General features: G+C 36.2%; 29 protein-coding genes and 3 riboswitches. Of the genes, 16 read left to right on the forward strand and 13 right to left on the reverse strand.

Translation table 11 applies throughout. The features are described 5' to 3' along the window. Positions 1–2: 2 nt before the first annotated feature. From thiD to kdpDN, 9 genes are all read left to right on the forward strand, one after another. On the forward strand, positions 3–824 hold the full coding sequence (gene thiD, locus JFU23_RS19445; protein ID WP_201032499.1) for a bifunctional hydroxymethylpyrimidine kinase/phosphomethylpyrimidine kinase: 822 nt from the start codon (positions 3–5) through the stop codon (positions 822–824). A gap of 85 nt (positions 825–909) precedes the next feature. Then, positions 910–1,057: riboswitch (cyclic di-AMP (ydaO/yuaA leader) on the forward strand. Positions 1,058–1,150: 93 nt separating this feature from the next. Then, on the forward strand, positions 1,151–1,537 hold the full coding sequence (locus tag JFU23_RS19450; protein ID WP_201032500.1) for a hypothetical protein: 387 nt from the start codon (positions 1,151–1,153) through the stop codon (positions 1,535–1,537). A gap of 16 nt (positions 1,538–1,553) precedes the next feature. Next, positions 1,554–1,784 carry a hypothetical protein gene (locus JFU23_RS19455; RefSeq protein ID WP_016101779.1) on the forward strand — a complete coding sequence of 77 codons (231 nt, stop codon included), beginning with the start codon at positions 1,554–1,556 and terminating at the stop codon, positions 1,782–1,784. A gap of 262 nt (positions 1,785–2,046) precedes the next feature. After that, positions 2,047–2,192, forward strand: a riboswitch (cyclic di-AMP (ydaO/yuaA leader). A gap of 94 nt (positions 2,193–2,286) precedes the next feature. After that, entirely contained in the window at positions 2,287–2,391 is a 105-nt protein-coding gene (locus JFU23_RS19460) for a SipW-dependent-type signal peptide-containing protein (protein WP_000887888.1), read from the forward strand. After that, entirely contained in the window at positions 2,388–2,468 is an 81-nt protein-coding gene (gene kdpF / locus JFU23_RS19465) for a K(+)-transporting ATPase subunit F (RefSeq protein ID WP_000972378.1), read from the forward strand. The genes JFU23_RS19460 and kdpF overlap by 4 nt, the downstream gene beginning before the upstream one ends. A 19-nt stretch (positions 2,469–2,487) precedes the next feature. Then, positions 2,488–4,155, forward strand: coding sequence for a potassium-transporting ATPase subunit KdpA (gene kdpA, locus JFU23_RS19470; protein ID WP_201032501.1), 1,668 nt, complete (start codon positions 2,488–2,490; stop codon positions 4,153–4,155). Positions 4,156–4,168: 13 nt separating this feature from the next. Next, positions 4,169–6,259: a potassium-transporting ATPase subunit KdpB gene (kdpB, locus tag JFU23_RS19475; RefSeq protein WP_201032502.1), complete on the forward strand. Its 2,091-nt coding sequence runs from the start codon at positions 4,169–4,171 to the stop codon at positions 6,257–6,259. Positions 6,260–6,276: 17 nt separating this feature from the next. Then, entirely contained in the window at positions 6,277–6,858 is a 582-nt protein-coding gene (gene kdpC / locus JFU23_RS19480; protein ID WP_002125346.1) for a K(+)-transporting ATPase subunit C, read from the forward strand. Between the two features lie 56 nt (positions 6,859–6,914). Then, positions 6,915–8,069, forward strand: coding sequence for a KdpD-like non-kinase potassium sensor (kdpDN, locus tag JFU23_RS19485; protein ID WP_087946251.1), 1,155 nt, complete (start codon positions 6,915–6,917; stop codon positions 8,067–8,069). A 19-nt stretch (positions 8,070–8,088) separates the two neighbouring features. Here the strand turns inward: kdpDN and JFU23_RS19490 are convergent, their stop codons facing one another. Beyond that, positions 8,089–9,267, reverse strand: a complete 1,179-nt coding sequence (locus JFU23_RS19490) for an MFS transporter (protein WP_201032503.1) — start codon at positions 9,265–9,267, stop codon at positions 8,089–8,091. 140 nt (positions 9,268–9,407) lie between these two features. Here JFU23_RS19490 and JFU23_RS19495 point away from each other — a divergent pair, with 140 nt between their 5' ends. From JFU23_RS19495 to JFU23_RS19510, 4 genes are all read left to right on the forward strand, one after another. Beyond that, on the forward strand, positions 9,408–9,869 hold the full coding sequence (locus tag JFU23_RS19495) for a MarR family transcriptional regulator (RefSeq protein WP_002125351.1): 462 nt from the start codon (positions 9,408–9,410) through the stop codon (positions 9,867–9,869). 130 nt (positions 9,870–9,999) lie between these two features. Next, positions 10,000–10,854, forward strand: a complete 855-nt coding sequence (locus tag JFU23_RS19500) for a patatin-like phospholipase family protein (RefSeq protein ID WP_002029877.1) — start codon at positions 10,000–10,002, stop codon at positions 10,852–10,854. A gap of 127 nt (positions 10,855–10,981) precedes the next feature. Then, complete coding sequence (locus JFU23_RS19505; protein WP_000432819.1) at positions 10,982–11,185, forward strand: hypothetical protein; 204 nt, start codon at positions 10,982–10,984, stop codon at positions 11,183–11,185. 48 nt (positions 11,186–11,233) lie between these two features. Beyond that, entirely contained in the window at positions 11,234–11,506 is a 273-nt protein-coding gene (locus JFU23_RS19510; protein ID WP_016101771.1) for a hypothetical protein, read from the forward strand. Between the two features lie 27 nt (positions 11,507–11,533). Here the strand turns inward: JFU23_RS19510 and JFU23_RS19515 are convergent, their stop codons facing one another. The 4 genes from JFU23_RS19515 to JFU23_RS19530 all read right to left on the reverse strand — a co-directional run bounded on the left by JFU23_RS19515 (position 11,534) and on the right by JFU23_RS19530 (position 16,696). After that, positions 11,534–12,529 carry an ABC transporter permease gene (locus JFU23_RS19515; protein WP_001054974.1) on the reverse strand — a complete coding sequence of 332 codons (996 nt, stop codon included), beginning with the start codon at positions 12,527–12,529 and terminating at the stop codon, positions 11,534–11,536. Next, positions 12,513–14,000: a sugar ABC transporter ATP-binding protein gene (locus tag JFU23_RS19520; RefSeq protein ID WP_016101770.1), complete on the reverse strand. Its 1,488-nt coding sequence runs from the start codon at positions 13,998–14,000 to the stop codon at positions 12,513–12,515. The genes JFU23_RS19515 and JFU23_RS19520 overlap by 17 nt, the downstream gene beginning before the upstream one ends. Then, complete coding sequence (locus JFU23_RS19525; RefSeq protein ID WP_201032504.1) at positions 13,997–15,109, reverse strand: sugar ABC transporter substrate-binding protein; 1,113 nt, start codon at positions 15,107–15,109, stop codon at positions 13,997–13,999. Before JFU23_RS19525 ends, JFU23_RS19520 begins: the two co-directional genes overlap by 4 nt. 87 nt (positions 15,110–15,196) lie before the next feature. Continuing rightward, positions 15,197–15,302: riboswitch (SAM riboswitch) on the reverse strand. A gap of 92 nt (positions 15,303–15,394) precedes the next feature. Beyond that, on the reverse strand, positions 15,395–16,696 hold the full coding sequence (locus JFU23_RS19530) for an NCS2 family permease (protein WP_002029878.1): 1,302 nt from the start codon (positions 16,694–16,696) through the stop codon (positions 15,395–15,397). Between the two features lie 224 nt (positions 16,697–16,920). Here JFU23_RS19530 and JFU23_RS19535 point away from each other — a divergent pair, with 224 nt between their 5' ends. The 3 genes from JFU23_RS19535 (at position 16,921) to JFU23_RS19545 (ending at position 19,337) form a co-directional block, all read left to right on the forward strand. After that, complete coding sequence (locus JFU23_RS19535; protein ID WP_002087502.1) at positions 16,921–17,787, forward strand: SDR family oxidoreductase; 867 nt, start codon at positions 16,921–16,923, stop codon at positions 17,785–17,787. Between the two features lie 373 nt (positions 17,788–18,160). Further along, positions 18,161–18,922 (forward strand): L,D-transpeptidase, encoded by a 762-nt coding sequence (locus tag JFU23_RS19540; RefSeq protein ID WP_078205452.1) that lies wholly within the window; start codon positions 18,161–18,163, stop codon positions 18,920–18,922. Between the two features lie 163 nt (positions 18,923–19,085). Then, on the forward strand, positions 19,086–19,337 hold the full coding sequence (locus JFU23_RS19545) for a hypothetical protein (protein ID WP_002029881.1): 252 nt from the start codon (positions 19,086–19,088) through the stop codon (positions 19,335–19,337). Between the two features lie 32 nt (positions 19,338–19,369). On the opposite strand, the gene JFU23_RS19550 is transcribed toward JFU23_RS19545, so the two are convergent. The 8 genes from JFU23_RS19550 to JFU23_RS19585 form a co-directional block, all read right to left on the reverse strand. Continuing rightward, positions 19,370–19,585, reverse strand: a complete 216-nt coding sequence (locus JFU23_RS19550; RefSeq protein ID WP_201032505.1) for a DUF1540 domain-containing protein — start codon at positions 19,583–19,585, stop codon at positions 19,370–19,372. A gap of 72 nt (positions 19,586–19,657) precedes the next feature. Next, complete coding sequence (locus tag JFU23_RS19555) at positions 19,658–20,110, reverse strand: thioredoxin family protein (protein ID WP_002029885.1); 453 nt, start codon at positions 20,108–20,110, stop codon at positions 19,658–19,660. Positions 20,111–20,122: 12 nt separating this feature from the next. After that, entirely contained in the window at positions 20,123–20,542 is a 420-nt protein-coding gene (locus JFU23_RS19560) for a disulfide formation protein C (RefSeq protein WP_002125372.1), read from the reverse strand. Positions 20,543–20,707: 165 nt separating this feature from the next. Beyond that, a complete protein-coding gene (locus JFU23_RS19565) occupies positions 20,708–20,956 on the reverse strand; it encodes a YhdB family protein (protein WP_001195459.1) in 249 nt (82 codons plus the stop codon). A 121-nt stretch (positions 20,957–21,077) separates the two neighbouring features. Continuing rightward, complete coding sequence (locus JFU23_RS19570) at positions 21,078–21,587, reverse strand: PCYCGC domain-containing protein (RefSeq protein WP_201032506.1); 510 nt, start codon at positions 21,585–21,587, stop codon at positions 21,078–21,080. Between the two features lie 45 nt (positions 21,588–21,632). Continuing rightward, a complete protein-coding gene (locus tag JFU23_RS19575) occupies positions 21,633–22,742 on the reverse strand; it encodes a GerAB/ArcD/ProY family transporter (RefSeq protein ID WP_002029888.1) in 1,110 nt (369 codons plus the stop codon). Between the two features lie 12 nt (positions 22,743–22,754). Further along, the gene (gene gerYC / locus JFU23_RS19580) at positions 22,755–23,837 is read right to left on the reverse strand and encodes a spore germination protein GerYC (protein ID WP_002140451.1); all 1,083 of its coding nucleotides are present in this window, start codon (positions 23,835–23,837) and stop codon (positions 22,755–22,757) included. Beyond that, positions 23,834–25,339, reverse strand: coding sequence for a spore germination protein (locus JFU23_RS19585; RefSeq protein WP_033729732.1), 1,506 nt, complete (start codon positions 25,337–25,339; stop codon positions 23,834–23,836). The genes gerYC and JFU23_RS19585 overlap by 4 nt, the downstream gene beginning before the upstream one ends. Between the last annotated feature and the right edge of the window lie 93 nt (positions 25,340–25,432).

Raw genomic sequence — 25,432 nt, forward strand, 5'->3', positions numbered from 1 at the left:
GGATGAGTGGGATGAAAGTGAATAAAGCTTTAACAATTGCAGGGTCTGATAGCGGAGGCGGCGCTGGGATTCAGGCGGATTTAAAAACTTTCCAAGAGCTTGGTGTGTATGGAATGACGGCTATTACAGCAATTACTGCTCAAAATACGCTTGGCGTTCAAGGGGTATATCCTGTTTCTTTAGAAGGGATTACGGAGCAGCTGAATTCAATTGGTACGGATTTAACGCCAGATGCTGTGAAACTGGGAATGTTATTTAGTAGTGAAATTATTCAAATTGTGGCAGAGCATATTAAGAAATTTGGCTGGAATAATATTGTGCTAGATCCTGTTATGATTGCTAAAGGCGGTGCGTCATTATTACAACAAGAAGCAGTACAAGCATTGAAAGAATATTTATTGCCAGTAGCAACTGTTGTCACACCGAATGTGCCTGAAGCAGAAGTGTTAACTGGAATGGAGATTCATAATGTAGAAGATAGTAAGGAAGCTGCAAAAGTATTGCATGAATTAGGGGCTAAATATGTGCTTATGAAGGGCGGACATGCAGAATATCAAGGTAATGAAGTAATTGATTTACTCTTCGATGGAGAAGAGTTTATTGAATTTAGAAGTGAGCGAATTCCTTCGAAACAAACGCACGGAAGCGGGTGTACATTTGCGTCTGCAGTTACAGCAGGACTTGCGAAAGGCTACTTGATGGAAGAGGCGGTTCAAGAAGCAAAACGATTTATTAGTATAGCGATTGAAGAGCCGTTGAATATTGGAAGTGGTCATGGGCCGACGAATCATTTTGCATATAAATTGAATAAGACGCATGTATAAAGATACGAGAAGCCAGTTTGTTAACTGGCTTTTTTTGTGTTTACTTTTTCAAAATACAGGAGTAATATATCAGCCAGAATACATTTTTTGTAATACGCTGAGTCCAAATGTATGGAGCGGAGGAACCAATTTGTGCGTCGTCACTAGGGGTGAATCTTTCAATGTTGAAAGTAGGGCTACTCTCAAAGTCCGAATCCGACAGCTAACTTCGTAAGCGTCTTGAGAGAGGACGGTGCCATGATGGATACATCACTTCATCGGTCTGATTAGTATAGGAGAATATCAATCTATGTTTGAGTTCTTTTATGCTAAGGAGGATGAGGTACATGGAACTAACACTTATTTGTGTTGGAGAAAAAAACAAGGTAAAGAGTTTAAGAGAGCTAGTAGCATTTCAGCATGAGTTAATTATTTTTACAGCCAATGAAGAGATAGCGGATGAAGTTAGAGAGTATGGGTTTGAATCAGCTTATAGCTGTAATCAGGAGAAGGGTTTTACTAGTATTTGCACACGTATTAAGAAGGTGATTTTACTAGGGGATGAGCTTCCGATAGTTAGTTTCTTCACAGAACACATTCGTTTTTCTTTTCAAGCGCCTATTACTGTTGTTACAAAGAATAAACGCTATCCGGCCAGGCTCTATGAAACAATTGGAGCTAAATTTGTAGTGTTTACGAACTGTGATAATATTTCTTTTTTATTTTTTGAATAAGGTGGGGGAAATGAAGATGAAAGTGTTGTTACTAGGAGATATAGCGAATCGTTGGGCGATATCGGTAGAGAGAGTTCACGAATTGGTAGTGCTCGATCCTCTTTTTCCAGGGCCATATATTATATTACCATCAAAAGATGTTTTGTATTTAGAGGCGGATATTACCGAATATGAGCAGTTACATGCGGAATTATCACAAGTTTATATTCGAGGGAGAAATTTGCGTGCTTTTTTGCGTGGAGAATAAAGGTTGAATGAAAAAAGAGCGAATGCTGAGTGCAACAAGCTATGCACTTCATGTAATTCGCTCTTTTTATTTCGTATTTAAAAGATCATTTCTGTGAAAAAGAAAGGAAAGACGAGAAAACAGATGAAAAAATATTAATAACAACTAATGTAAACGCTTAAATAGATGGATATTTTCTTATTTTCAGTAATTTACCCCTTTACAAGTTAAATTTAGAGGAGTATATTTACTCTCATAAATCATTAATAAAATTTCCAAAAAAAACCTAAAATCGCTGAGTTCCAGAAATGGAGCGGGGGAACCAATTTTGTGCATTGTCACTTGGGGTGAATCTTTCAATTTTGAAAGTAGGGCTACTCTTTAGGCCCGAATCCGACAGCTAACCTCGTAAGCGTTTAGAGAGGAGGTTTACTTTGTGTTGTTCGTTTCGAACACTAAGTAGAGCTTAGTGTTCTTTTTTTGATAACCGGATGGTAAAATTTAACAAAAGTGAGGGGTAGTTATGTTAGATGTTGTAATGATCGGTATTTTTGTTGGGTTAGTCGCATCGATGGCAAGTCTTGCAAGTTGGTCAGATAAAGTTGTGAAGGAAGGGAAGCAATCATGATGATTGCCTTATCGGTTATTGTTGCAGCGATTACGGTGTACTTAGTATACGCATTATTAAATCCAGAAAAGTTTTAATTAGGGGGAATCATTCATTATGATTTGGGTTGCAGTCATTATTACAATGCTCTTGTTTATTTTAGTAGCAAAGCCAATGGGGATTTATTTAGAGAAAGCCTTTCAAGGTAGCAAGAAGCTAGATAAAGTATTCGGGCCTTTTGAGAAACTTATTTTTAAAATTACAGGTGTAAAAGGATACAATCAAACGTGGAAACAGTATGCATTATCATTAGTTCTACTCAATGGATTTATGATTGTTGTCGTATATTTCATTTTCAGATTACAAGGCGTATTGCCATTAAATCCAGCGCATATTGAAGGGATGGAGCCTACGCTCGCTTTTAATACAGCGATTAGTTTTATGGCTGATACAAACTTACAGCATTATAGCGGTGAAAATGGCTTATCTTATTTATCACAATTAATCGGGATTACATTTTTAATGTTTGCGGCACCAGCAACGACGTTAGCGCTCGTTATGGCTTTTATAAGAGGACTCGCTGGAAAAGAACTCGGTAACTTTTTCGTCGATTTTACGAGAGCATTAACGAGAGTTTTTCTTCCTATCGCATTTATTGCGGCGTTGGTCTTTGTCGCACTTGGTGTACCACAAACGTTAGATGGAGCGGTTACGGCACAAACAATTGATGGTGCAAAGCAAAGTATTTTACGTGGTCCAGTTGCATCATTCGTTTCAATTAAGGAACTTGGAAATAACGGCGGTGGATTTTTCGGGGCAAACTCTACACATCCTTTTGAAAATCCAGGGCAAATGAGTAATATTTTGCAAATGATGCTTATGATGTTATTGCCAACAGCACTTCCATTTACGTATGGAAGAATGGTAGGAAATAAAAAACAAGGTCGCATCCTTTTCGTTTCACTATTTATGGTGTTTTTACTAGGATTTATAACGATTACGACATCTGAATTACATGGAAATCCAGTGTTAAATGGAATGGGTATCGAACATGTACAAGGAAGTACAGAAGGAAAAGAAGTCCGATTTGGAACAGTATTTTCTTCCCTATACGCAACAGTGACGACAGCTGCTGAAACAGGGGCCGTGAATACGATGCATGATACGTTAACACCAATTGGTGGTTTAGTACCACTCGTAAATATGATGTTAAATACAGTATACGGCGGTGTTGGAGCAGGTTTTGTGAACATTATTATGTATGCAATTATTGCAGTCTTTATATCTGGGTTAATGGTTGGACGGACACCGGAGTTTTTAGGTAAGAAAATTGAAGGTAAGGAAATGAAATTGATTGCGGTAACGATTTTATTTCATCCATTGCTTATTTTAGGGTTTTCAGCATTAGCTCTTTCAACAAGCTTAGGAACGGATGCAATTTCTCATTCAGGTTTCCACGGTTTAACGCAAGTTGTATATGAATACACATCGTCAGCTGCGAATAACGGATCTGGATTTGAAGGATTGGGGGATAATACACCGTTTTGGAATATTACGACTGGTTTAGTTATGTTTTTAGGACGCTATTTCAGTTTAATTACGATGCTAGCTGTTGCAGCTTCACTGAAAGAGAAGACGGTAGTACCAGAAACAGTCGGGACATTCCGTACGGATAATGGTTTATTTGGAGGGATCTTTATTGGAACAATTGTAATTGTTGGTGCGTTAACATTCTTCCCGATGTTAGTACTTGGCCCAATTGCAGAATTTCTTACATTGAAGTAATGGAGGGTAAATGATGAGACCGGTAGTAGTAAAAGAAAAAAGAGTAAATGAGTCACAAATACATGCTGTAGAAGATGAGGTTAGACAAGCAAAAACGATGGATCGTGATATCGTGACACATGCGATGAAACAATCCTTTGCGAAATTGAATCCGAAAGTAATGATAAAGAATCCGATTATGTTCGTTGTGGAAATTGGATTTATCATTACGTTAATTTTATCCTTTTTTCCAAGTAGTTCTAGTAGTGTACCAGGGTGGTTTAATATAACAGTTTCTCTCATTCTATTATTTACAGTTTTATTTGCTAACTTTGCAGAAGCTTTAGCTGAAGGGCGTGGTAAAGCGCAAGCCGATTCTTTAAAACAATCGAAGAAAGATGTGTTTGCAAATGTTGTAAAAGAAAATGGAGATATTGTTCAAGTTTCAGCAACTGATCTGAGAAAAGGTGACATTGTTATTGTAAAACAAGGAGAAATGATTCCAAATGATGGTGAAGTAATTAAAGGTTTAGCGTCTGTCGATGAATCTGCAATTACAGGGGAATCAGCTCCTGTAATAAAAGAGGCGGGTGGCGATTTTTGTTCAGTAACAGGCGGTACGATGGTCGTAAGTGATGAGATTACGATTGTAATTACGAGTAACCCTGGCGAATCATTTATTGATAAAATGATTTCTTTAGTAGAAGGAGCTGCGCGTCAAAAAACGCCGAATGAAATTGCCTTAAACACAGTATTAACGAGTTTAACTCTAATTTTCTTAATCGTCGTTGTGACGTTGCCGGTTTTTACAAACTATTTAGGGTTTCAAATTGATACAGCTGTACTTGTAGCATTGTTAGTTTGTTTAATTCCAACGACAATTGGTGGGTTATTATCAGCGATTGGTATTGCTGGGATGGACCGCGTAACAAAGTTTAATGTATTAGCGATGTCAGGGAAAGCAGTAGAAGCTGCGGGCGATATTAATACGATTATTTTAGATAAAACAGGTACGATTACTTTCGGGAACCGGATGGCACATACACTGCTACCAGTAGGAAATGAAACGATTGAGCAAGTAGGAAAATGGGCTGCGATTAGCTCAGTTTTAGATGAAACACCAGAAGGTCGATCTGTTATAGAATATGTACAAACGAAATCTATATCATATAATAGAGAAATTGCAGAACAAGGTGAATTTGTTCCATTTAAAGCAGAAACGAGAATGAGCGGTGTTGATTTACAGGATGGAACGAAAGTGAGAAAAGGTGCTGTTGGTGCCGTGATTGAATGGGTTCAATCGCAAGGCGGGATGATTCCAAAAGATGTGAATCAAAAAGCAGATTTGATTTCAAAAGAAGGCGGAACACCACTTGTAGTTGCAGTAGACAATCGTATTTACGGTTTAATATATTTAAAGGATACAGTGAAACCTGGTATGCGTGAACGTTTTGAACAATTGCGCCAAATGGGGATTAAAACGGTTATGTGTACAGGTGATAATCCGTTAACAGCAGCAACAATTGCAAAGGAAGCAGGAGTAGATGAATTCGTTGCTGAGTGTAAACCAGAAGATAAAATTGCAGTTATTAAAGCAGAGCAAGACAAAGGGAAACTTGTAGCGATGACAGGTGATGGTACAAATGATGCCCCGGCATTAGCGCAGGCGGATGTTGGATTAGCGATGAATAGTGGTACGACAGCTGCGAAAGAAGCAGCGAATATGATTGATCTAGATTCGAATCCAACAAAAATCATTGAGGTTGTAGGAATTGGTAAGCAATTGTTAATGACGCGTGGTGCGTTAACAACGTTTAGTATTGCAAACGATATAGCAAAATACTTTGCAATCATTCCAGCGATGTTTACATTAGCAATTCCGCAAATGGAAGCATTGAACATTATGAAATTAACATCGCCACTTTCAGCGATTTTATCAGCATTAATATTTAATGCAGTTATTATTCCACTACTAATTCCGTTAGCGATGAAAGGTATTGCGTATAAACCGATGAGTTCTAATGCATTGCTTAGCCGAAACTTACTCATTTATGGGCTTGGTGGAGTTATCGTTCCATTCATTGGAATTAAAGTAATTGATGTGATTGTCGGCTTGTTCATATAAGGAAGAGGGGAAAAAAGATGGCGAAAAAACAAAGTATACTTTCACCAATTATTCGTATTACTTTTACATTTCTAGTTTTGTGCGGCCTCGTATACCCGCTTATTGTAACTGGTATTGCGCAAGCGGTAATGAAGGATAATGCGGATGGAAGTCTTATATATAATGATAAAGATGAAGTAGTTGGTTCAAAATTAATCGGTCAAAATTTCACAGATCCACGTTATTTTCATGGACGTGTCTCTAGTATAGAATATAAAGCAGAAGCATCTGGTTCAAATAACTATGCACCGTCTAATCCAGATTTAGCAAAACGAGTTGAGAAAAGTATTGATGACTGGAAGAAACAAAACCGGGCCATTCCAGTTACAGAAGTACCAATAGATTTAGTGACGAATTCAGGTTCAGGGCTTGATCCTGACATTAGTCCGAAGGCGGCTTCTGTACAGGTAGATCGCATCTCGAAATTAACGAATATTCCGAAAGAAAAGCTAGATCAATTGATTAAGGATCAAACAGAAGGAGCTGCACTCGGTTTATTTGGAGAGGATCGTGTAAACGTCTTAAAGCTAAATTTAGAATTGCAGAAATTAATGAAATAGTAACAGTGCTACCTCAATCTAACGGATTGAGGTAGCGCTGTTTCGAAAGAAAGGTTGTGAGTGTTTTGTATGCGGATGACTATAAACCGACGTTTCAAAGGCGAACGCCAGAAGAGTATTTAGAATATATTCGGCAGCAAAATCGCGGAAAGTTAAAGCTATACGTAGGGGCTGCACCTGGAGTTGGGAAAAGTTATAAAATGCTATTTGATGCAAGAGAGATGAAAAAAGACGGTATTGATATTGTAGTTGGTTTAATTGAAACACACGGTAGAAAAGAGACGGAAGAAGCAATTGCTGATTTAGAAAAAGTTCCTTTAAAAGAAATAGATTATAAAGGGAAAGTATTTTATGAACTTGATGTAGAAGAAATTATAAAGCGGGCACCACAAATTGTTGTTGTGGATGAACTTGCTCATAGTAATATTCCCGGATCGAAAAATAAGAAACGTTACATGGATGTGCAGGAATTGTTAGATGCCGGTATATCTGTATTATCAGCGTTTAATATTCAACATTTAGAAAGCGTTCATGATATTGTAGCTCAAATTACGAATGTCAAAGTACGAGAGCGTATTCCAGACTTTATTTTACAAAAAGCAAATGAAATTCAGCTTGTTGATGCGACACCTGAGGTACTCCGGAAGAGATTAATAGATGGAAAGATATATAAGGAAGAAAAAATTCAACAAAGCTTACAAAACTTCTTTACGATAAATAATTTAGGGGCATTAAGAGAGTTATCACTTCGAGAAGTTGCAGATGATATGGATGAGAAAATTAGCCAAACAGTAATAGAACCGATCGGTGTGAAAGAAAAAATTCTCGTTTGTGTACAATACAGTTCAACAGCAGAGAAATTAATACGGAGAGGTTGGCGCATGGCTGATCGGCTAAATGCTGAATTGTATGTGTTAAACGTTGAAAGAGAAAATATAGATTCTATTTCAGCAGGCAAAAAGCAAACGATTGAAGAATGGAAATCGCTAACGAATCAATTTGATGCGAGCTTTGTATTAGAAGAAGCAAAGGGAAGAAAGCCCGCTGATGTTATTATTGAAGTTGCAAAAAGACTACAGGTGACACAAGTTTTACTTGGGCAATCGGCGAGAACACGGTGGGAAGAAATACGAAAAGGTTCTATTGTAAATGAAATTATGAGACAAACGAAGTATATTGATATTCATATCGTTGCTGATCAAAGAGCTTAAGAGACCATCTATAGGTCTCTTAAGCTCTTTGTGCAGCATGGGAATGTAGCATTTTCATTGCGTGTAAAACTATAAGTAGAAATATAATTGCCCCTAGGAAGAAAATCCAAAAGTAATTTTGATTAAATAAAAGAAACCCACCTACAATAGGCCCTGTACCCATACCAAGATAGCGAATGAAGTTGTACATACCGATGGCAGTTGCGCGTTCTTGTACGAATTCCTCCGTTAATAAAGTAGTGTGAGTCGGCATAGAAATTCCCATACTAAAACCGTATAAAGAGGTAACGATAATTACGGATGGGATATTGATGCTATATGTAAAAGAGAATAAAGTGACACATATAATGTTGAAGAAACTAGTGATGAATAAAGCCTGCCTTGTTGTGAAATGTTTTTGCAAAAATTTGTAGCAATAGCTTCCTAACATAAGAGAAAGGGACATCGGTACAAACATAAGACCAATTTCTCTTGCGCTTAGATGAAATATATTTGTTAATATGCTAGGTAAAAAAACGAGGAAACAGAAATATATACAAAATTGAATAAAGCCAATAAGTGTAATGGAAAATCCAGTTTTATTTTTTAAGATAAGCCAGTAATTCTTTTTTGCTTTAGGTGTCTCAATTACATTTGGTTTTGTTTCTGGAAGTAGTGAAATGTTTATAATTAATAAGATGATGCCAATTGTAGATAAAAAAAGAAATACAGATAAGTGGCCATTTATACTGCCGAGATAGCCACCTATGAGAGGACCGATTGCAGGTGCGAGAGCAAGTAACATTTGATAAAGGCTCATCGCTTCTCCGCGTTCTTTTCCTTCAAATAAATCACCGATAATCGTTGCTGCAACTACAGGTATAGCCGCTATTCCTATAGCTTGAACAGCTCTAAAAAATAGAAATAAGTAAATGTTTGGTGAGAAAGCACAACCAATTGAGCAGATTGTACTAATGATTAAACTAGGGATAAGGACAGATTTTCTTCCCTTTGTATCAATTAAAGGTCCGTATATGAGCTGCATAACCGCAAGAACGAATGTGAAAAGTGAAACGGTTAAATTTACAAGATAAAGAGAAGTATGAAACGAATTTTGAATCATCGGCAAGATAGGTGTATAAATATTTTGAGCGAAGGAACCGAGTAAGGCACTCATACAGACAACATATAAAATGAAATTCAGTTTGGTTTTTTCCATAATGTTAACCTCCTTGTCATTTGGTTTCCTTGGAAACTAAATTAATTTTAACATGATTTTCTCACTTGTAAAGATGAAAAAATGATTTTAAAATGGTATATAGTTAAATTGTTTCTTTGGAAACTTAGGAGGCGAATGGATTGGAACGTACAGCGAAACAAATGGAAATACTTTCGGATATTCGTACACTTTTTCATAAAAAAGAAGAGCATTTGAAAGAAAATAATGAGAAGTTTCTTCGTGAGACAGGTGTAAGTGGTATGTCTTTATCTGAGTTACATGTTATCGAGTGTATCGGAAAAAATGGTCTGATGAATGTAACTGCTATTGCAACAGAAATGGGAATGACGAAAGGCGCAATCTCTAAAATTTGTACAAAGTTGTTTCAAAAGCAATTCGTTGAGAAAATGCAAATGTTAGATAATCAAAAAGAAATTTTCTTCCGCTTAACGGAAAGAGGAAATGAAATATATAAAGCTCATGAAAAATTGCATAAACAAGCTGAAGAAAAGTGGCTGTTACTTTTAGATGGATATACGAAAGAAGAGCAAGATTTTATTCAAAGGTTTATAAAGGATGTCTCTGGTCATTTGGAAATATAATTGGAAGAAAAAACCCCTCCATTTCAAGCCTTTTCAATATAATTTCTGAAAGAACTCATATATAATAGAAAAAGATACTTAACATAGTGAATAATTAAAGAGTCAATATATATAAAGAGGAGAGAATAACATGCTTGAAAATACGGGGTTAGTATTAGAAGGCGGCGGTATGCGTGGTGTATATACGGGCGGGATATTAGAATATTTTATGGAACAAGATTTATATTTTCCATATGTAATTGGTGTATCAGCTGGTGCTTGTCATGCAGCGTCGTATCTTTCCAGACAAAGAAATAGAAATAAAACAGTAAATATTGATTATGCATCACATCCGCAGTATTTATCGTATAAAAACTTGTGGAAAAAACGTCAGCTATTTGATATGGAATTCATTTTTCATGAAATTCCAGAAAAGCATGTACCGTTTGATTTTGAAACATACTTTAATAGTCCAGAGCGTTTCCTTGTAGGAACAACTGATTGTGAAACAGGACAGTCTGTTTATTTTGAAAAAGAGGGAACGAATGATGATGCACTAAATTTATTGCAAGCATCTAGTTCATTACCTTTCATTGCACCGGCAGTAAACTACCGAGGTAAGCAATTGTTAGATGGCGGGATTTCAGATCCGATTCCAGTTCGTAAAGCACAGGAAGATGGATTTAAAAAATCAGTCGTTATTTTGACGAGAAATCATGGTTACGCGAAGAAAAAATCAAAATTTGGTTGGATTGCAGCAAAGGCTTATAAGAAGTATCCAAACCTTGTAAATACGATGCTGAATCGTTATGAAGTGTATAATGAAACACTTCACTACATTGAAAAAGAAGAGCAAGCAGGTAATTTATTTGTTATTCGTCCAGAAGTGCCGCTTCAAGTAGATCGTATGGAAAAGGATACGGCTAAATTACAAAGTTTATATGAGCAAGGCTATGAAGATGCAAAGAGACAATTTGCAGATTTGCAGACGTTTTTGCAAAAATAATAATTAGGCTGTGGAGAAGGAGTTCTCTGCAGCCTTTTTTATTATTGGTTTCAATACCGAATGTTGGTTATATACATTTTGGGATTATGGTATAATATGGATAAAAGTATGTGGAGAGGTGATACATATGGAAAATGTATATAAAGGGCTTAGACATACTGGATTTACAATGTTGCTTATTTTTGGTGGCGTATTTCTATTGCGCTGGTTCATTCATGATGAAATGTTATTAGATCAGCTTATTGGTTTTAGTATAGGAATGGTAATGGTTATTTCATCAGTGTTCATTCAAAAGTATAGTAAAGAATTGCAGGTAAATGAGAAATATTAAAGGTTTCTAACCTCTTTTAAGTAATTTGGTCGTAGAGGAGGCTTTCATATGACTTTTTTATTTGCGATATATTTTGTTTTTATTATGACATTGTTAATTACATTTCTTCTTTCTAAAAGATCATTTGAGAAGCCTTTTATTAAATATATACCAGCGTTCATATTGTTTATTTTGGCTTTCATTTCTTCTATTATTTTTATATTTAATAACGGAATGGGAGAGCTTATGATAGCAATCTTCTTAGGTGTTACAGCAATAGCGAACGGTCTTTTGCTTTTTGCGTTGAAAGTAGTTCGTGTGATTGTTGCAAAAGGAAAGTAGCGCATCGGAATTCGATGCGCTACTTTTTTATTTACGCTTCTTTTTAATAAATGAAAAGGCTAAAGCTGCAATTAAAATACTGCCTTTAATGATATCTTGCGCATAATAAGGAACGTTCATCATTGTAAGGCCGTTTAATATGATTCCAATTAATACGGAACCAAGAAATGTTCCGATGACATTTGGTTTCTTAGCACCGAACATTGCATAACCGATATAGGCAGCTGCAACTGCATCCATTAATAATGGGGCGCCAGCTGAAACTTGTCCTGTTCCAACGCGGCTACATAGAATAATACCGCCAATAGAGGCAAGTAAACCGCTAATCATATAAGCATATACACGGTAACGATCAGTAGGAATACCAGCTAGTCTAGCAGCTTCTCGATTCCCACCTGTCATATAAAAGAAACGACCGTACGTTGTTTTTTCTAAAAATACATATGCAATTAAAACGACGATAAGCATGATAATGACAGGGACTGGAATTCCTAACACAGAACCTTGACCGATAAATAAAAAGGATGGAATAAAATGTCCTTTGGCACCAGACATTCCTTCATAAATAGAAGATCCTTTTGAAAATGTTAAATGTAGTCCATTCACGATATACATGATACTTAATGTAGCTAGTAAATCTGGTAGTTTAATTCGGATAACGAGTAGTGCATTTAATAATCCAACTAATAGCCCACAAAGAATAGGAACAAGGAGTGTGACTAATAGTTCTTGTCGATATAAAATGAGACAGGAAGCAGCGGCAATGGTTGCTAAACTAGCGGTAGAGCCGACTGATAAATCAAATCCATCTACAATTAATGTAAAGGTAACACCAATTGCAAGTAACGTTACGATAGAAATGGAACGTAAAATATCACTAATATTGTTGTATGTTAAAAAAGAATCGTTGACGATAGAGAAGAAAATTGTAACACCTATAATGATAGCAATCGTACTAAATTGATAAAAAAGATGAGTAGGTAAATATAGTTTCTTAGTTTTTGTTTTATGAACGAGATTCAATGGAATAACTCCCTTCAGATAAATGTAAAAGCTGTTCAGGAGATAGTTCGTCTGGTAAGTATTCACCTACAAATTCTCCGTTTGCGAGTATAAGAATGCGATCAGCGATATGTAGTGCTTCATCTTGTTCTCCTGTGAAGTAAATTACGGAACTTCCGTTTTCGGTAATGTTACGAATGAATTGAAAAATGTCTTGTTTTGCAGCTATGTCTACACCTTTAGTTGGCTCGTCCAAAAGAAATAGATTCGGTTTGAATCCATGCCACTTTGCAATGGAGACTTTTTGCTGGTTTCCACCGCTAAGTGAATGAATAAATGCTTTTGGGTCATTGGGTGAAATGCTGAAAGAAGAAATTGCTGTAGTAGCATTATTTACTTCGGTTTGCTTTCGTCTCCAACCTGATTGGTGTAAATTAGTGTGGCTTATAATATCTTCCGAAAGAAATACGCCTTGTTTTCTTCTTTCCTCTGGTACAAGTGCGATCTTTGCTTTAATCGCATCTCGCGGTGTTTTAATTGTTATTGTTTGACCATCTATTTCTGCGTGATAAGTATGACGAGTACCAAATAACGTTTCAGCAAGTGTTGTTTTGCCACTGCCAATTAATCCGTATATCACAACAGTTTCACCTTTCCGTACGGTGAGAGAAAGAGGAGAATGGTCTTTGTGTAATGGAAGTTCTTGTACTTTAAATAATTCTTCGTTCCCTCGTTTTGGCGCTGTATTAATAGGAAGTGTAAGTTGTTTTCCAGTCATCGCTTCCACAATTTGTTGATCTGTAACCTTTGTAATCGCTTCAGAAATTGCAACTTTACCGTTATGTAATACGGTTACATCATCTGCGAAATTTCGAATCTCTGATAAACGATGAGAAATTAAGATGATGCCAATTCCTTTCAATGTTAAATCTTTTAATAGTTGCCCGAAGGTTTCTACTTCTTTCGGTCCAAGAGAAGAAGTAGGCTCATCTAATAAAAGATAATTTGTATTGTTGGATAAAGCTCTTGCGATAAGAAGTAATTGTTTTTCATGTAATGAGCAGTTTGAAACATCTTCCGAAACATTTAAATCAGCCTGTACAGTTTGCAAATGTTGTTTAGCGAGTGAGACTAATTTTGACTTTGAAAATAGTACTTTATTTTGCATTGCTAAATGATCGATTAGTACATTTTCTAATACAGATAATCCAGGAATAAGTCCGTGATCCACTTCTTGTGTTACGAAGGAAATACCATGCTTTTTTGCATCGCGTGGTGAAGTAAAGGAAATAGACTGATTATCAATTTTTATATTCCCAGCAACTGGTTGAATTTCACCAGTTGCTATTTTTAGTAAAGTACTTTTTCCTGCACCATTCATTCCTAGTAAAGCGTGAACTTTTCCTTTTTGTATGTTAATAGAAACATTTTCTAGTACAGGGGTAGAGATGTGATAAGAATGTGTAATGTTTTGAAGAGAGAATGTCATCATTTTTTCTCCTTCTCTAATTTTTTCATCCAAGGTGAATATGCATCTTTCGAGTCTCCCCAACCGTTTATATGTTTTGATAATTGATCCATCGTTATATTTTCTTGTGGCAAACTATTTTTCTTTACTAAATAAGGTTCTAGTGAATAAATATCTGGCGTTTGTTCACCAGCGATTTTCTTGTATAAGAAACGCACTTGAACTTTACCGACTTCAGCTGGATCGGTTGCAGCCGTAGCAGTCCAAGGTGAATTTTCTTTTTGCATGAGTTGTAAATCTTCATTACTTAAGTCAATGCTGTATACTTTTATATCTGTACGACCAGCTTGTTCGAGTGCTTTGACGGCCCCCTTAGCAAACTCATCCCACGAAGCGAAAATAGCTTGTAAATCACCTTTTTTCGGATATTTTTTTAGTAAAGCCTCTACTTGTGTTTGCGTATCAAGTGGTGTGTTATTACTAGCGGTACCAAAGCGTGCAACTTCTTTTATATTTGGATAACGTTTATAAAAAGCATCAATGATAACATTGCGACGTTCCATTGGAGCAAATCCGCCAACCCATACGACGGCGATATTCCCTTGTCCATTCAGATCTTCCGCTAACGTTTTTAATGATTTCCATGCAAGACTATAGTCATCTTGATCAATAATCGTTACGCCTGGTAAGCGTAGGTCGTTATCAAATGCAACTACAGGAATATTCGCTTGTAATGCTTTTTCTACTCCGGGTTTTAGTGCTTCAGAGCGACCGTGATCAATTAAAATACCATCAACTTTTGAATTAATAGCAGTATCTAGATTTGCTACCATTTTTGCTAAATCATTATCAGAATTGTAGACTTGCACACTGCCGCCGAATAGCTCGACTTGTTTTTTGACACCCTCAATATATTGAGAGGAAAAAGTTCCGATGGACATTTGCATAATTAATGCGATTTTTAATGGATTTTTTACTTGGCTTGGAATTTCTGTTTGTAAATGATTTGCTGCTGTAGTAGCTTCTTTCTTCACCGTTTGTTGCTTTTGTGAAGAGATGGCATCTTGTTCATTTGTGCAAGCTGTTAATGCGAGTAAGAGAATAATGAGTACGGTGGAACATAATTTTTTCATGAAAAAATCCCTCCTAAATTAAGAAAAGAGAGGAGGGAGTGAAAATAAAAACGTCTTTTCATATAGAAAAGACGTCTTATCATATTACTCTTATCTTTCAACACAATGTGTTGTAAGAATTAGCACCGTGCCCATAAATGGGTCGGTTGCCGGGCTTCGTAGGGCTCATCCCTCCACCTGCTCTTGATAAGACATCGAATATTTAACTATTTCGAATTATTCCATAAGTGTATGCTGTTGTCAAATGTTTTTTTGTAAATAAAAAATCCCTCTTTACGAGGGATTTTAATGTGGTAAGAAAACTAATTGATAAGCGAACAAGATCCCGAATAAATACACAAGTGGGTGAACAGCACGGAATTGTCCTTTTGCCACTTTCATAAGTGGGTATGAAATAAATCCAAGTGCAATACCTGTTGAGATACTTGATGTAAGTGGCATGCTTAAGATTACTAAAAATGCTGGGAATGCTTCATCGAATGTATCCCAATCGATGTGGCGAACTGAGCCCATCATAAGACTACCAACGATAATTAGTGATGGTGCTGTAATAGCTGAAACGCCAGAAACAGCGCTCACTAACGGTCCGAAGAATGCTGCTAATGCAAATAGAACAGCTACTGTAACAGTTGTTAAACCAGTACGACCACCAGCTGCAACACCAGCAGATGATTCAATGTAAGCTGTTGATGGTGTTGTTCCGAACATAGCTCCAATTGTTGCTGAGAATGAGTCAGATAGAAGAGCTCGTCCTGCTTTTGGAAGCTTTCCATCTTTCATAAATCCACCTTGTTGTGCTACACCAAGTAATGTTCCAGTTGTATCAAATAGTGTAACAAGGAAGAATGAGAACACAACGCCGTATAATCCGTAGTTAATTACATCAGATACAGCAGTAATTGGATTTGAAACGATAATTCCTTCTGGTAATCCAGGCATTGATGTAACGCCGCTTGAGAATGTTAATTGACCTGTGAAGTAAGCGATAATACCAGTTAATAACATTCCGATAAATAGTGCCCCGTTTATATTTAAAGACATAAGGATAATTGTAATTCCAAGGCCAGCTAATGCTAGTAGAACTGGAGCAGAGTGAAGATCGCCAAGCCCAACTAAGTTTGCATCATTTTTTGTAACAATTCCCGTTAAGCGCAAACCGATAAAAGCAATAAAAAGACCGATACCAGCAGTAAGTGCATGTTTTAAGTTTTCAGGAATTACTTCCATTAATTTTGTACGGAAAGATGTGAATGATAACAAAATTAAAATCATACCTGCTACGAATACAGCAGAGAATGCAATTGCGAAAGTCATGCCTTCATGGGCTTTTACAACAGAATAAGAGAAGTAAGCATTTAATCCCATACCTGGTGCAATTGCGATTGGTAAATTAGTAAAGATCGCCATAAATAATGTTCCGACAACAGCAGCGATAATTGTAGCTGTAAATGCTTGTTCAAACGGAACACCTGCATCCCCAAGGATGACAGGGTTTACGACAATGATATATGCCATTGTTAAAAAGGTAATAATACCTGCCATAATTTCAGTTTTAATAGAAGTTTTATGTTTTGAAAGGTTAAACATATAAACATCCTTTCTTTTTACGAATAATTTTCACAACAGTTATATATAATATTCGTTTTTTAACTATTTTGCAATAGTTTTGCATAAAAACTTTAGAACAACTCATATTTTATGTCGTAAATTCGAATATTAATCGTAAAACTGTGTGTGCATTGCGGTTCTTTAATGTGTAAGTAGTTTTTTTTATTGTGCGCATTATAAGGGGAAAGGAGTTGAAGGAAGTTATGCCGCAGCAAAAAAACTTTTTAACAATGCCAGCACAACATCAAAATAAACAACCTGGTATTGAATCGTTAATGAATCCTCTTCCAAAGTTTGAAGATCCAAATTATAAAGGAAGTGAAAAGTTAAAAGGAAAGAATGTATTAATTACAGGAGGAGATAGCGGGATTGGAAGAGCTGTTTCTATCGCTTTTGCAAAAGAGGGAGCAAATATTGCGATTGCTTATTTAGATGAGGACGAAGATGCAACTGAGACGAAACAACTTGTGGAAAAAGAAGGCGTGAATTGTGTATTATTGCCGGGAGATTTGAGTAATGAACAACATTGTAAAGAGATTGTAGAAGAGACCGCCCAGCAGCTAGGGGGGCTAAATGTTCTTGTGAATAACGTCGCACAGCAATATCCGCAGCAAGGACTAGAGTATATTACAGCGGAACAGCTAGAAAAAACGTTCCGTATTAATATTTTTTCTTATTTTCATGTTACAAAAGCAGCCCTCTCTCATTTAAAGCAAGGGGATGTAATTATAAACACGGCATCTATCGTTGCGTATGAAGGAAATGAAACGTTGATTGATTATTCTGCAACGAAAGGAGCAATTGTCGCTTTTACAAGATCGCTATCTCAGTCGTTAGTACAAAAAGGAATTCGTGTAAATGGTGTTGCACCAGGCCCAATTTGGACTCCGCTTATTCCATCTAGTTTTGATGAGAAAAAAGTATCACAGTTTGGGAGCAATGTTCCTATGCAAAGGCCTGGTCAGCCGTATGAATTAGCGCCTGCATATGTATATTTAGCGTCTAGTGATTCGGCATATGTAACGGGACAGATGATGCATGTAAATGGTGGAGTAATTGTGAATGGATAGTTTTCATTTATAAGAGCAAAGTAAAGTTAATTGTATTTATCCCGCATTAACGGGCAGTAAAATTCCACCTCAAAATTCAGGTGGAGCACAGAAGTTAGGTGGGAGATTAACTGCCCGTAAATGCCCGATTGGTGAAGGCTAATAATCAGTGGGGGATGAACAAAACCCCCACTGATTAAAATTTCACTTTATCCCGCTATTTGCGGGCAGTAAGACCCCTACCTAACAATTCGGTGAATACAAGGAAGTTAGGTGGGAGATAAATGTCCGTAAATGCTCGATTGGTGAAGGCTAATCCTCAGTGGGGATGGACAAAATCCCACGACGAGTAAAGTTTCACTTTATTATGATGTTAGTGCTAGGGAGGATTTAGATGAAGAAAGTATGGTTTATCGTAATCCTATTTTTCTGCCTGCCAGCTAGCGTTTTTGCTAATACAGATCATTTAATATTAGTTAACCTTACGACGAATCAGCTGTCTTTTTTTGAAGATGGAAACTATACTAAAACATTTCCGATAACGACAGGAAAAGACAGGACCCCGACGCCTGAGGGTAATTTTTGTATTATAACTAAATATAAAAATAAAGAATACCATCGTAAAAAAATAGCTGGGGGTGCTCCGAATAACCCTCTCGGTACGAGGTGGTTAGGTCTAGATAAAAAGGAATATGCAATTCATGGAACAAATCGGGAATGGACGATTGGAAGCAGGGAGTCGAATGGTTGTATTCGCATGCACGATCGGGACATACAATGGTTATACGACCGGGTACAATTACAGACGAAAGTAATTATTTCTCGTTTTCATACGGGTCCCGAATATGAAGCGTATAAGCTTGGTTATCGGGTTGTGAGTTGGAATGGTCGTAAAGTAGAAGAAGAACAAATTGGAATGCTTACGTTAGTAGATCGTGTAAATATATATTGGCAAGAACCAAATGGACAATTGACGAAAGTAAAAACGGTATTGCCAAATGAAAAATATACAGTGTATTCAAAACGAAAAGATGGAACCTATTATATAGGAAACAATTTGTATATTGTAGATGTAACGGGAGAAAAAATTCGTTATGAGCAATTACCTTATTCGATTTTAAGTAACATATATAAAAGGAAATATAATGTTCCATAATAGCTACCGTGTATAGGCGGTAGCTTATTTGTGATGAAGTTTAGTTGGTTTTAATGATTTCATACCAATCGCGCGCCTGTAAATAGTGAGATAAAAAAATTGAAACAGCAACTATTATGTTTTGCTGAATATAATACAGTACAGACTGGGGGGCGGTCACATTATGAAAAGTGAATTTGCATTTAAAATTTTCTTAATCACGACTTGTTTATTTATCGTGTATTTATATGCGTTACTCGTCTTCTCCTTTTATGTTCCATATATTGATTTAATATTGTTCGTTGGATTTATTTGGGCATTTGTTAAAGCGAGGGAAGGGGAGAAGAGTGTATATCGGCGCATTACTTTATGCGGGACGGTCCTTCTCGTTATTTTGTACTTTTTTATGATGCATGATGTTTGGAGAGGAATGTAAAAAAGCATACGACTAATCGTATGCTTTTACGTTTAATATTTCGGTTTAAATGTATGACAACACGTTTCTACACTCGTTGTTACAGAACTTTCAAGCGTCTCGTTTGTTAAAGTAGCGTTTGTATATGAACTTTTTTCAATTTGACCTGCTTCTTGTGCATCAGGTTGAACAACGATTGCACTTGCTTGACAAAGGTTACCTTGTCCCCAAAATGAGCAATTGGAAACAGAGCATTTCACTTCTGGCATAAAACCCCCTCCTCATACATTAGTGTGGGATTTTACGCCCATTTCATGTATAGAAGGAGTTTCCTTTTCTTATTATTTTTTCGTTTGCTCAAGCCACTCTTTTAATTTGTCTTCCGGTTGTTCGCCGCTAATACGGCTCACTTCTTTACCGTCTTTAAAATGAATGATTGTTGGAGTTCCTTTAATTTTATATTCATCCCAAGGAGCATCTAATTTTTCAATATCCATAACTTTCATATCAACATTCAAGTCTTTAGCCATTGGTACTACGATAGGAGATAATTTTTGGCAATGAACGCAAGATGTTTGATAAAAGTATACTGTTTCTTCTTTTTTCTCTTTTAAATTCTTTTGGAGATCTGAAAGAGAGATTTTATTTGTGTAGTAGTCAGAACCATCTGTTTGACTAGTAGCATTATCAATTTTTTGGCTTGTTGAAGCATTTTTTTCTTCCATTTGTGTTACAGCGAAAATTGCTGCAAACAAGGCGATAATAATACCGCCAAATATAAGCATTTTTTTCATTCTTTCATCTCCTTATTTGTTTTTAATTACGATGAAGCTACAAACAGCGATTGTGATAAAGCCGATAAGTGCTAAAAACGGGATTGTCACAAAGCCGAACCAGTTTATGTATTCTCCCGTACAAGGTACGCGGCCGCAAGCTGCCCCAGCAGCTGAAAATGCTGCGATTTTTTGAATTGCATAGTGATATAAAGAAATACAAGCACCAATACTTGCGATTGGTAAAGAATAACTTGCAATGCGATAGTCTTTCTTTACTACAGCGATACCGAGCCATAAAACAAATGGATACATAAAAATACGTTGATACCAACAAAGGACACAAGGCTCAAATTTCATAATTTCGGAAAAGTATAGACTTCCTAATGTAGCAATAAACGAAGCTCCCCATGCAGCAAATAAAGCATACTCTTGCTTTTTTTCTCGTCCCATATTTTATACCTCACTTATAATAGTTACATACTAAATTATAGTATGAAGTAGTAGGGAAAAGAAAGAAAAAATATGTTTATCAATAAAAGTTTTATAAGGAGAAACTTTTATTGATATAAACATTTTAAAAAAGCGCTATTCTCATAAAGAGAATAGCGCTATATTTTACATTTGAATTTGCTCTACTTCTTCTACATGTGACTTTTGGGATGCGTGGTCAATATATTGAAATAGGAGCTGCAATTGTTTATCAACTTCTGGTAGTTCTTTACTGTATTGATAAGCGTGTAAAAAATGCTCAATACGCTTAGAAAATAATTGATCGTTCGTTTGAACCATGAGAACGAGTAATTTATCCCAATTACAGCAATACGTGTAATAGAGAGCTTTATCATAGTCGTTATATGTTTGCACTGTGTACCCTCCTTACCGAGGAGTTATATATAGTGTGTGACAAGTAAGGAGAAATACACTTGAAAGAATTTGTTAAGAAAAAAGGTGAATGAAAAGAGAAAAACGAGGGATTTCCTCGTTTTTATGCTTTTGGCATTGGCGTAGGCGTTGGCTTGCCATACCCTTCTTTGTATTTATTGTCGATATAGTTACGAATTTCGAGCGTTGATTTTCCTTTTTGTTTCATGGAAGCCGATTCAACCGCGATTTCTAGGCAGTTGACACAAGTTGTTGCGTGGGAATCCCAAACAACTTCACCATTCTTTTTAATTTCACGAATAAAGCAGTTTTTATTGTTTTTATGTCCTACAGTCTCACCGCAACCGCAGTAACATGGAATCCAATCTAATAGCTCTGCATTTTGTCCAGCGACAGTGTAGATATCTTTCATTTGCGGATCAAGCTTGTCTAGGAAGGTAGGGAGTGTGTCGACTCCTTTTGTCTTTTCTTGAATATCAGCTTGCTGAGTATGTGATGCGTGGTCATGCTCTTCTTTTGATTCAGAAGATTTTTTGTCATTTGTACTAGTACTCCCGCATCCAACAAGAATTAGGCTCAGTACTGCAAGTAAAGAAAATACATACTTTTTCATTCGCTTGTCCCCTTTACAAATGTATTAACCAAATTGTATCAAATATCATGGTGTGTCGGGTGAAGATTTTTTCGACTGATTTTTGAAGCGCCATCGTAGTGAATGGAATAGAAATAAAATTGGTATATAAGCGTATACAATATATAAACCAGCTTGAGACAGTACTGTATTTAATGTATTGATACTTTCACGGTTTGTGAAAAATAAGGATGAAATAAATATAGCTGCAATAAAAAATGGAAGTGTAATTTTAAATGGTACGTGAAAAGACCTTTTACTAATGCAACAAGAAGACCAAATTGTTAAACAAAGATTAGGTAAAATAATAAGATACCACATGAAAATAATGATGTACTCAAACCTTTGGATAAAAGGAATCTTTATGATTTTTAGCATTGTTAGTGTTGGCCAAATTGTATGATGCAGTTGTCCTTGGCTATAGTACATAAGGGAAACGATGGCTAGTATTACGTATAGAATTGTTGTAAAAGCAATACCACCGTGCGCCCATTTATTTAATGATTTTTCTTTTTTTATAAATGGATAAAAAACAAGAATTGCTTCAAATCCAAGAAATTCTAATGCAGATGATTTCGCTGCAGTTAGAATTTCTAAAGGTGAATGAGTTAGAATTGGGAGAATGTTACGGACATGCGCGTATTTCATTGGGAAAACTAAGAAAAATAGGACGAAAATCGGTATTACGACGCCCCAAAAACATATTCCTGTTACAGAGCGAAAACCACCTTTAATTACGTAGTAAGTCACAAGTAAAAATAATAAAGTTAATTTCCACGGTTTAATTGTAGGGAAGACCCAAACTTGAATGACTTCAATATATGTACGAAGGACAGTAAGGCAAAATAATAGAAGGTATGCAGCAAAGCATACGGACAAAAATGTTCCAATCCACTTTCCGAAACATGTCGTATGAATATTCATTAAATCATTATCTTTTTCTAACATTTTAAGCATGCAAAATAGCACGATATGAGTTGCAATGCCCGCAACAATAAGAGAAATCCAAGAATCATAACCGGCATATTGCGCAATAATCCTTTGGTATCCTAACACACCTACTCCAATTTGAAGGGAGTGTAATAGAAGAAATGTGAAATAAGGGGAAACAGTATGTGTTTTATCTTGTCCAGCCATTACAGCACCTCACTATTCTCCGATACCAGATTGCACGACATTGATTTGCACATGAACAGCAACGTCTACATTAGGGTACATTTCTTGAATTTGTTTTATAGTCCATTTTCTTGAATGACTACGAATTTCTTCTTGTATACCTATCGGATCGATTTCTTTTTCTTGGAATTGTTTTATTAATTCGTTTAAATGCTTCTCAAGCGTTTTTTCTACATGTTTTTTTACGTAAGTTATATTTTCGTGCTTTGCTAAATCGAGCCAGTCGGGAGCATTTTTTATAAGTCCGTTTAACTTTAAGTGGATGTTAACTTTCGGAATGTCACCGTTTTGGGAAAGAGAACAAAAACTTTTCCCGGATAAGTTTTGAGTAGCGATCAATCCTTTATGCTTACCTTGACGTATCGGAACTTCGTAACGACCATTTTTAGTTGGATTAATGAGTAGTTTTAATAAAAAAGATCCTTTTTTATCTGTGTACATAACCACTTTATCCTTTTTTAAAAAAGCAATTCCTTTAATGGAAGCAGACTTGTCTTCATCAACTTTAATATAAGGAAGAAATGGATCGCATCCAGATGAATAAAAGTTATATAAAAAAATATTTAAAGCTGTCCGAGGGATTGTCTCGGTTTCTATATTTTGCTCCAGTAAATCAGATAGATATAGCGATCCATTCGTTTTGACATGTTTAAGTAATTCTTCTGTTGAACCATCTACAAGCGCTAGTTGCACATCTCGGCCAATATTAGGATCACGTTGTAAGTTGTTAATAACATCCCCAATTCCACGTTCACCAAATGATTTTCCAAATAGGACAACACGCATTTGACCTACAGCGATCGTATGTGGTGATTTGGCGTTTAGAAGTGAAGAAATTGTTTCAATTGTATCTGCGGTAGTTGACTGAGTTTCTGGTTTTGATTGAACGCCTTTTGTGTAATCGGGATATAAGATTGTCCCGCGAAATTTTTTATCTTTCGTTATATCAAATCCACCTATATGAATCATTCGCTGTGTGTCTACTATATTCGGTTGTGTACAGCCGGATTGGAAAATTAAAATGATAATGGAAAAGCATAATAAAGTATTTTTCATTTCTCTTCACCATCATGTTTTTCTTTCGCTTTGTTTGGATCATAGCGCCATTTCTTTTTTGGTCTTAGAAAAGAGGCACGTCCTGCAGTTTGACTAAATGGCAAGCGAAAGAGACCTTCTGCCGTTCCTAAACCGCGAAATGGATATAGAGGTAATAAATAAGGTGATCCAAGTGATTTTAAGCGAATTAAATGAGCTAATATGAGTACGAATCCTACAATGAGACCTAAGCCCCCAAATGCACCAGCTAAAAGAATAAGTGGAAATCGTAGTATCCGGATAGTAGAAGACATTTTTACAGTTGGTGTTGTAAAAGAAGCGAGTGCTGATAAAGCAACTGCAATTAATAAAATGGTACTCGTTAAAGCAGCCTGAACAGATGCTTGGCCAATTACAATCCCGCCAACGATGCCGATTGTTTGTCCAACTTTTGTAGGTAATCGTGCTCCAGCTTCACGGAGCAATTCGATTGTGATTTCTAAAAAAAGTGCTTCTAAAATGGGCGGAAAGGGTACATTAGCTCTTGAAAAAATAATCGGACCTAGTAAATCCGCAGGAATCATTTGATAGTGATACGTTAATACAGCTGTATAAATAGCTGATGAAAATAGCGAGAATGCTGCTCCGAAAAAGCGAACCATTCGAAGAAATGAGCCTGCTATCCATGGTAAATAATAATCTTCTGGAGAGACGAAGAAATCGAGTAATGTCGCTGGTCCAGCTAATGCGTAAGGTGAACCGTCTGTTAAAATGACGACTCCTCCATTCAATAATGCATAAACGGAGCGATCTAAACGCTCTGTAGGAAGTAAAACAGGGAAGGGAGAGTTGCTGTTATCACTAATAAACTGTTCAATCATAGTTGCATCGAAAGGAACATCAAAGTCAATGTCTTGTAGGCGCTGCATCGCAGTATTAACGTGCTGCTCATTCGTAATATCTTCGATGTAAGCAACTACGACTTTTGTTTTTGATATAGAACCAACTATAACTTCTTTGAAAACTAATTGTTCTGTGACGATATTTCGCCGAAGTAAGTGTATATTTGTATCGATATTCTCAACAAATCCGACTTTTGGACCGATGACACTATATTCATTTTCAGTATCGTTATATAGCCGTGTACCTAAAACGGAACTTTCAGCACGAATAAGTGCATATTCTGCGATTTGAGAATCATTTTTTAGTTGTATAAGTACATACCCACTTAATAATTTTTCACGAATGTCATCAATAGTAGGGCCAGTGATAATCTCCTCAAGTGTGACGATATTTGCTATATCACTTATATTTTCAATGTGATCTAATTCTCTTTTTATAGGTGTTAAAATGAATCGATTAATGAGGAGTGATTCAGCCGTAGATTTATAGTAAAACAAACATAATGTCCCATCTTCTACGATGTTATAAGAAACGAAATCACTCGATTCTTTCATAGTATGGATAAACTCTGGAATGGAACAGATTGTTTTTTTCTTCTTTTTAGACGATAAACGAAACATTTTCTCACCCCTTACTACATCATTTTCTTATGTTAGTTTTTGGGAAAGACGGGAATTTATACTTGAAAATTGAAAGTTCATAAAGAAAAGGAA

It is taken from the genome of Bacillus sp. TH50 (assembly GCF_016650565.1).
In the GTDB taxonomy this organism is placed as follows: Bacteria; Bacillota; Bacilli; order Bacillales; family Bacillaceae_G; genus Bacillus_A; species Bacillus_A mycoides.

Coding starts and splice junctions, on each gene's coding strand:
- JFU23_RS19450 (WP_201032500.1), top strand. CDS start 1,151: ATGGAACTAACACTTATTTGTGTTGGAGAAAAAAACAAGGTAAAGAGT.
- JFU23_RS19560 (WP_002125372.1), bottom strand. CDS start 20,542: ATGGGACGAGAAAAAAAGCAAGAGTATGCTTTATTTGCTGCATGGGGA.
- thiD (WP_201032499.1), top strand. CDS start 3: ATGAGTGGGATGAAAGTGAATAAAGCTTTAACAATTGCAGGGTCTGAT.
- JFU23_RS19530 (WP_002029878.1), bottom strand. CDS start 16,696: ATGTTTAACCTTTCAAAACATAAAACTTCTATTAAAACTGAAATTATG.
- JFU23_RS19550 (WP_201032505.1), bottom strand. CDS start 19,585: ATGCCAGAAGTGAAATGCTCTGTTTCCAATTGCTCATTTTGGGGACAA.
- JFU23_RS19520 (WP_016101770.1), bottom strand. CDS start 14,000: ATGATGACATTCTCTCTTCAAAACATTACACATTCTTATCACATCTCT.
- JFU23_RS19460 (WP_000887888.1), top strand. CDS start 2,287: ATGTTAGATGTTGTAATGATCGGTATTTTTGTTGGGTTAGTCGCATCG.
- JFU23_RS19570 (WP_201032506.1), bottom strand. CDS start 21,587: ATGAAAAAGTATGTATTTTCTTTACTTGCAGTACTGAGCCTAATTCTT.
- JFU23_RS19555 (WP_002029885.1), bottom strand. CDS start 20,110: ATGAAAAAAATGCTTATATTTGGCGGTATTATTATCGCCTTGTTTGCA.
- JFU23_RS19500 (WP_002029877.1), top strand. CDS start 10,000: ATGCTTGAAAATACGGGGTTAGTATTAGAAGGCGGCGGTATGCGTGGT.
- JFU23_RS19490 (WP_201032503.1), bottom strand. CDS start 9,267: ATGGAAAAAACCAAACTGAATTTCATTTTATATGTTGTCTGTATGAGT.
- JFU23_RS19510 (WP_016101771.1), top strand. CDS start 11,234: ATGACTTTTTTATTTGCGATATATTTTGTTTTTATTATGACATTGTTA.
- kdpF (WP_000972378.1), top strand. CDS start 2,388: ATGATGATTGCCTTATCGGTTATTGTTGCAGCGATTACGGTGTACTTA.
- kdpA (WP_201032501.1), top strand. CDS start 2,488: ATGATTTGGGTTGCAGTCATTATTACAATGCTCTTGTTTATTTTAGTA.
- JFU23_RS19505 (WP_000432819.1), top strand. CDS start 10,982: ATGGAAAATGTATATAAAGGGCTTAGACATACTGGATTTACAATGTTG.
- kdpC (WP_002125346.1), top strand. CDS start 6,277: ATGGCGAAAAAACAAAGTATACTTTCACCAATTATTCGTATTACTTTT.
- gerYC (WP_002140451.1), bottom strand. CDS start 23,837: ATGAAAAATACTTTATTATGCTTTTCCATTATCATTTTAATTTTCCAA.
- JFU23_RS19545 (WP_002029881.1), top strand. CDS start 19,086: ATGAAAAGTGAATTTGCATTTAAAATTTTCTTAATCACGACTTGTTTA.
- JFU23_RS19585 (WP_033729732.1), bottom strand. CDS start 25,339: ATGTTTCGTTTATCGTCTAAAAAGAAGAAAAAAACAATCTGTTCCATT.
- kdpB (WP_201032502.1), top strand. CDS start 4,169: ATGAGACCGGTAGTAGTAAAAGAAAAAAGAGTAAATGAGTCACAAATA.
- JFU23_RS19540 (WP_078205452.1), top strand. CDS start 18,161: ATGAAGAAAGTATGGTTTATCGTAATCCTATTTTTCTGCCTGCCAGCT.
- JFU23_RS19575 (WP_002029888.1), bottom strand. CDS start 22,742: ATGGCTGGACAAGATAAAACACATACTGTTTCCCCTTATTTCACATTT.
- JFU23_RS19455 (WP_016101779.1), top strand. CDS start 1,554: ATGAAAGTGTTGTTACTAGGAGATATAGCGAATCGTTGGGCGATATCG.
- JFU23_RS19525 (WP_201032504.1), bottom strand. CDS start 15,109: ATGAAAAAATTATGTTCCACCGTACTCATTATTCTCTTACTCGCATTA.
- JFU23_RS19535 (WP_002087502.1), top strand. CDS start 16,921: ATGCCGCAGCAAAAAAACTTTTTAACAATGCCAGCACAACATCAAAAT.